Below are 6407 nucleotides of genomic sequence, written 5' to 3'. Positions count from 1 at the left end.
GGGAACACGAGCTGAGCCTCTACATGGAGGACACCATGTGGCCCTACGAGGACAAGTTCACCGAATACATCGACCGCTGCGGTGAGGTGTACTCCAAGAGCCTCGATCGGCCGGCCGCGATGTTGACCATCCAGGCTGGGTTCCAGCCTGCGTTGGGCAGCCACGTGCGCCGTGAAGTAGTGCTGATGCAGCGCATCCTGCAGCCCGAGGCGCTGCTGAACCTGATTCGCACCGAAATCCCGTCGGACTACCGCGCGCCGGGCACCTGGATGTACGACGCATTGGACCTGCGCGACCAATGGACCAGCAGGCTGCTGCGGACCTCGTCGTGGTCACCGCTGTATTGAGCCGCCGATGAACATCGGCACGATCATCGAAGCCGCCGCCACCGGCGATCCTGACCGCGTCGCGCTCATCATCGACAACCTCAGGATCACCTACGGCGCGCTGGCGACGGCCGTCGAACGGTGTGCCGCCGGGCTGGCCGCTAACGGGGTGGTGGCCGGAAGCCGCGTCGCCGTCGTCGACGGCGGCAGCCTGCTGTCGATCGCATCGGTGCTCGGCGCCGCGCGCATCGGCGCGGCAGCGGCGCTGATGAACCCCGCGCTCACCTCCGCCGAGCTGCGGGACCTACTGCGCAATGCGGACTGCCTCGGGGTCGGCGTCGCCGGCGGACCCTACGCCGACCGGCTGCGTGCAGCGGGGGCGACCAAGGCGTTGACGCCCACCGATCTATTGAGCGGCCAACAGTTTTCGCCGGCGCCGGCTGTCGAGGAGATTGCCGACCGCGACGCGCTGGTGCTTTTCACCAGCGGGACAACCGGCCTCCCGAAGGCGGTGGGGATCAGCAGCGGACGACTGACTGCGCGGATTCGGGGGATCGGCGCGCCTTTTCGGGCCGACGCGGCGCCCATCGTCGGCATGATGTGCGTTCCGTTCTTTCACGTCGGCGGCTCGCTGGGCCTCCTCGGCAGCCTCTATTCGGGCAACACCTCGGTGGTGCAGGAACGGTTCGACGCCGGACAGTGGCTTCGCTTGGTGCAGGAGCATCGGGTGCGCACCGCATTCCTGGTGCCGACGATGATCCAGCGCATCCTCGACCATCCCGACTTCACCGGCACCGACCTGAGCTCGCTGGTGGCCATCGCCTACGGCGCCGCCGCAGCGCCCATCGCGTTGGTGCGCCGCGCAATGGCCGCGCTGCCACATGTGGCTTTTGCCAACGTATTCGGCCAGACCGAGACGCTCGGTGCCTACACGAGCTTGTCACCGGATGATCACCGCGACCCCAATCGGGTGGGATCGGTCGGCACGCCGCTGCCCGGAGTCGAACTGCGAGTGGTGGATCCCGACACCGGCAGCGACGTCGAGATCGGAAGCGTCGGCGAGCTGTGGGTGAACACCAGCCAGAACGTCAGCCACGGTTGGTTGCATACCGGTGACCTCGCCCGCCGGGACGCGGACGGATACATCTATCCCAGTGGCCGGCTGAGCGACACCATCAACCGCGGCGGAGAGAAGTTCGGCCCGATCGAGGTCGAGGAGGCACTGCGTGCCCACCCGGCAGTCACCGACGTCGCGGTCGTCGGGATCAGCGACGACGAGATGGGCCAGCGGGTAGGAGCGGCCGTGGTAACTCGCGTTCCCGTCACGCTCGACGAGCTGCGCTCGCACTGCCGCGATCGCATCGCGTATTTCAAGCTGCCTGAGCGGCTGATGATCGTCGACCACATCCCGTACAACGAGACCGGCAAGGTCAACCGCCGTCAGCTCGCGGCGTTGATCGCCGGTCACCGCTGAGCCACCGACCGGATTCTGTAAAGGAGACACACGTGCTGTTTCTTCACGAGACCCACCAGGTCGTCGGCACCCGCGAGGACGACTTTGAGGCCGCCTACCGCGAGGGCTGGATGCCCACACTCGCGCAGCGAAACGATGCCCGGCTGCTCTGGTACACCAACCACGCGCACGGTTCAGGGGTCGCCTATAACGTCGTGACGATCACCGGTATTGCGGACGGCGCGGCATGGGAGAGGTTGGCCCGCCGGGCTCAAACAGGCGATCTGGCGCCGTGGATGCGCGAGCTGGACAACCTGCGCCACGAGGTCACGGGAAAGCTCCTGCTGCCGGTCGAGTGGTCGCCCCTACAGGAGGTGGACCTCAACAGCGTGCCCACCGATGGCACAACGCATCCGTTGAGTTTGTTCATGGAGGACACCGGGTGGCCTTACGCGCCGCTGGACGACTACATCCGCTCATGGGATGAGATCTACTACCGCGTGCTGTCCAAGGCACCACCGGGCAGAAGGGTGCTGGAAATCCAGGCCTGCTTCCAGGTGGCGCACGGCAGCCACAAACGCCGAGAAGCGATGCTGTGGCAGAAGATTGACGCGACCAACGACTACGCGGCCCTCTTGCATCTGCTGACTACCGACATTCCGGCGGAACACCGCGGGCCCGGAACCTACATGTTCGATGCGTTGCAATACCGAGACCAGTGGCAGAGCCGACTGCTGCGGACCTCGGCCTGGTCACCGCTTTACTGATGCAGGATTTCCGATGCGCCGCAGACCATGTCGTGCACGATGTCAACGGCTGGACGAACATCGTGGATGAGCCCGACCCCCTCGCCGATGAGAATGGCTGCCGCATCGAAATCGTCTGCGGCGACAGCCTTCTCGAAAGTCTCGATCGCTTCGGGCAGCTTCGCCGAGAGCTGCGTCTTGCTGCCGTGCCAGGTGTCGAGGAAGGAATTGCCCAATGCTCGCTCGTTGTATTCGGCGGGCCAATCCAACTGCCGTACAGCGTCATAGACCTGAGTGCGGAAGGTGTCGTCCCCTTCGGCCTGGACCGCGCGCTGGTGCGCTCGCGGCGAAACTAACGCCTCGGGCGCTGCCCAAAACCGCGTGCCGACGAGCACGCCGTCCGCGCCCAGCGCCAGCGCCGCCGCAAGCCCACGGCCATCGATGACGCCGCCGGCAGCGAGCACCAGCGTTTCAGGCGAGCGATCGGCGACGATGTCGACGACCTCGGGCACCAGGGTGAATGTCGAGCGGACACTCATGCCGTGCCCGCCTGCCTCTGCACCTTGAGCCGCAACGATGTCCGCGCCGACGTCGAGAGCCCCGCGGGCCTGCTCGACTGTCTGCACCTGTGCGATCAGCGGAACACCGGCCGCACGGATGCGCTCGGCAAAGGGCCGCAGCTCGCCGAACGACAACATGATCGTCGCCGGCCGCTCAGCCAGGATCATGTCGAGCAGGTCAGGGTTGCGCGCGAGGCTCCACGTGATGAAGCCGTAACCGACTCGCGCGCCGTCGGCGTGGGCGATCTCGGTTCTCAGCCATTCAGCGTCGCCGTAACCTCCGCCGATGAGCCCGAGGCCGCCTGCGGCCGTCACAGCGGCAGCGAGCCGGCCCCCGGAAACGAATGCCATCGGCGCCAGCAGGATCGGATGTTCGATCCCGAAGAATTCGGTCAGCCGAGTATTCAGTGATTTGGCGGCACTCACGTGAGCTCTCCGGTGAGGAACTGCGCTCGGCCGTGGCCGAAAGACCAGTCCTCGTCATCGTTTTCGGTCACCGAGACAATCAAATCCGCCGGCGCGAGGCCACACCGCTCGGCGAGATTAGCCGCCACCAGCTTATAGAAACGTTCCTTGAATTCGCGCGGACGTCGCCTGCTGACCACGTGCAAAATCACCAGCTCAGATGAGCGCGGGATGCCCAGACCGGTGTCCAAAGCGACGATCTCGTGGGCCGGATGGGTGCGCACCACCTGGTAGCGGTCGCGGTGCGGCACCTGGAACGCTTCAACCACGGCGTCGTGGATTGCGTTCAGCAAAGCCTGAATTTCGGCGGGCGCACGTCCCTCGATGACGTCGACGTACAACAGCGGCATTGCTTTACCGTAAGCTCCCGAACACAAATCCCATGCTTGCGGGTGATTCTCAGGAGCCACACCGGGACGACGACTCGCTATTCGAGCGATGGCCTTGATACCCTCCCATCGCCGTCTTTTAGTCGGGTCGCGTGGAGTTAAACCGCCCCGCACAGGTGGCGCAGCAGCGGCCTTACGGGAAGAGTGTTGTGCGCAGCGCAGAGATAAAGGCCCTCACGGGTCTTCGCATCATCGCCGCCGTTTGGGTGGTGCTGTTTCACTTCCGGCCGATGTTGAGCGATGCGTCGCCCGGCTTCCGCGATGCCCTCGCGCCGGTGCTCAACTGCGGCGCGCAAGGCGTCGACCTGTTTTTCATCCTCAGTGGATTCGTGCTGACCTGGAACTACCTCGACCGCATGGGCAGGTCGTGGTCGGCGCGCGCCACCCTGCACTTCCTGTGGCTGCGCCTGGCCAGGGTGTGGCCGGTCTACCTGGTCACCTTGCACCTCGCCGCATTCTGGGTGATCTTCACCCTGCACGTCGGCCACGTGCCATCGCCTTACGCCGGTCAGCTCACCGCGATCAGCTACGTGCGGCAGATCCTGCTCGTGCAGTTGTGGTTTGTGCCGTTCTTCGATGACTCCAGCTGGGATGGGCCGGCCTGGTCAATCAGCGCGGAATGGCTGGCCTACTTGCTCTTCGGCCTACTCGTGCTGGTGATTTTGCGGATGAAGCAGGCAACGAGGGCGCGGAGCCTGATATTGCTGGCGATCGCGGCGTCGTCGCCGCCGGTGGTGATGTTGCTGGCCAGCGGCCAGTTCTACACACCGTGGAGCTGGCTGCCGCGAATCGTGACCCAATTCACCGCCGGCGCCCTGGCCTGTGCCGCCGTCCGTAGGTTGCGGCTGACCGATCGCGGTCGCCTCGTCGCGGGGTACGTCTCCCTGCTTCTTTTGGTTGCCATGGTGGGCGTTCTCTACTGGTTTGCCGCACATCCGATATCCGGAGTCTTGGAGAACGACAGCGGCGGGGTCGTCGACATGCTGTTCGTTCCGTTGGTGATAACGCTGGCGATCGGCGTGGGTAGCCTGCCGAGGCTGCTTTCGACCCGGCTGATGGTTTACGGCGGGCAGATCTCGTTCGCCCTGTATATGGTGCATGAGCTGGTGCATACCTCTTGGGGATGGGCCGTTGAGCAATTCGATCTCAAGCCGCAGGACACTCCATGGAAATGGAATGTCATCTGCCTGCTCGCGATCGCGATAGGTCTTTCAATGCTGCTGTACCACTTTGTCGAAGAGCCCGCTCGCCGCTGGATGCGCCGGATGGTCGACATCAGGGGCGCGAGCGCTGATGTGCGGACCGATCCGGCAGCCCACGCGGCCACCGGCAAGCTGCAATCGATCGACCGAGCTCTGGAAGAACGACCAACGTCGATTTCGGCGCGCGCAGGCTAGGCAGTCGCCCGGAGAACACGAACACTGCTGCGCCACACACTGATCAAGTACGATGCCGTGTGGCGCGGGACCGTCAGTGTCCCGTGCCCGTCGCGCGATATGGGGACTTGACCGAGGGGAGGTAGCAGTGGGTCGTCTTGCCACGTTGGTTATCTCCTTGGCTGTCGCCATGGGAATGATCGGCTACCACACGGCGCCCGCGCGCCCGTACCAGACGACGGCTCGCGGCACCCCGATCGATCACGTCGCGGTGATCGGGGACTCCTACACCACTGGGACGGACCAAGGCGGGGAGGGCCAGAATGCGTGGACCAACCGCACCTGGCTGACGCTCGCGCGCCAGGGAGTTCAGATTTCCCCCGATGTCGCATCCGAGGGCCGAGCCGGCTATGTGGTGCGCGGCGACCACGGCAGCGTCTTCGAGGACCTCACTGGCAGGGCGGTCCATCCGGACGATGCGCTGGTGGTGTTCTTCGGCTCTCGCAATGACGAGGGCGTGGACCCCATGCAGATGGCAGGCATGGCGCACGACACCTTCGATATTGCGCGGCGCATCGCGCCCTCGTCGAAGCTGCTGGTCATCGGCCCGCCCTGGACCAACGCCGATCCGCCGTTCGATGTCTTGTACGTCCGCGACACCCTCAGGAGCCAGGCCGAATGGGCCGGGGCGACGTTCGTCGATCCGATCAGCGAGGGCTGGTTCGTTGGCCGGCCCGACCTGATTGGGCCAGATGGTGTACATCCCAACGACGCTGGACATGCGTATATGGCGGACAAGATCGCCCCGCTGATACGTGCCCAGTTATCCAGGCGGAGCTGACATTCGACGCGTTTCGCACATCGTCGTCCGGGGTATCAAACGTGCACCTAATGAGATTGGGGATTTGCGCATGAAGTCTCAAGCTCGGACCTCGATGGCTTTGTTCGGCGGTGCAGCCGTGCTGGTGTTAGCGGTTGGCTGCGGCGGCGGCAACAAAGGCGGACCGACGAGCACGACAACCACGACCACCACCACGACCACCCAGTCGTCGAGCGTGGCGCCTGCGCCACCGCCGGCACCCGGCGGTGGCG

6 protein-coding genes and 1 pseudogene are annotated in these 6407 nt (G+C 65.0%); 5 read left to right on the top strand and 2 right to left on the bottom strand.

Features of this window, described 5'->3' with window-relative positions:
- The 3 genes and pseudogenes from WBF82_RS02200 to WBF82_RS02190 form a co-directional block, all read left to right on the top strand.
- Positions 1-347, top strand: a pseudogene (locus WBF82_RS02200) (hypothetical protein); the annotation flags it as partial.
- Positions 348-354: 7 nt separating this feature from the next.
- Entirely contained in the window at positions 355-1800 is a 1446-nt protein-coding gene (locus WBF82_RS02195) for a class I adenylate-forming enzyme family protein (protein ID WP_424381464.1), read from the top strand.
- 32 nt (positions 1801-1832) lie between these two features.
- Complete coding sequence (locus WBF82_RS02190) at positions 1833-2546, top strand: hypothetical protein (RefSeq protein ID WP_424381463.1); 714 nt, start codon at positions 1833-1835, stop codon at positions 2544-2546.
- Here WBF82_RS02190 and WBF82_RS02185 read toward each other — a convergent pair.
- Positions 2540-3511, bottom strand: a complete 972-nt coding sequence (locus tag WBF82_RS02185; RefSeq protein WP_424381462.1) for an NAD(P)H-dependent flavin oxidoreductase — start codon at positions 3509-3511, stop codon at positions 2540-2542. The two genes, WBF82_RS02190 and WBF82_RS02185, sit on opposite strands and share 7 nt — an antisense overlap.
- Positions 3508-3900: a tautomerase family protein gene (locus tag WBF82_RS02180; RefSeq protein ID WP_424381461.1), complete on the bottom strand. Its 393-nt coding sequence runs from the start codon at positions 3898-3900 to the stop codon at positions 3508-3510. The genes WBF82_RS02185 and WBF82_RS02180 overlap by 4 nt, the downstream gene beginning before the upstream one ends.
- A 188-nt stretch (positions 3901-4088) precedes the next feature.
- Between WBF82_RS02180 and WBF82_RS02175 the strand changes: the two genes are divergently transcribed.
- A complete protein-coding gene (locus WBF82_RS02175; protein WP_424381460.1) occupies positions 4089-5336 on the top strand; it encodes an acyltransferase family protein in 1248 nt (415 codons plus the stop codon).
- 127 nt (positions 5337-5463) lie between these two features.
- Entirely contained in the window at positions 5464-6156 is a 693-nt protein-coding gene (locus tag WBF82_RS02170; RefSeq protein ID WP_424381459.1) for an Rv0518 family GDSL lipase, read from the top strand.
- Positions 6157-6407: the final 251 nt, after the last annotated feature.

The sequence above is a fragment of the Mycobacterium sp. genome (assembly GCF_049673265.1).
Taxonomy (GTDB): domain Bacteria; phylum Actinomycetota; class Actinomycetes; order Mycobacteriales; family Mycobacteriaceae; genus Mycobacterium.
The sequence above is the reverse complement of the archived record's forward strand: the minus strand, read 5'-3'. Positions and strand labels throughout refer to the sequence as shown.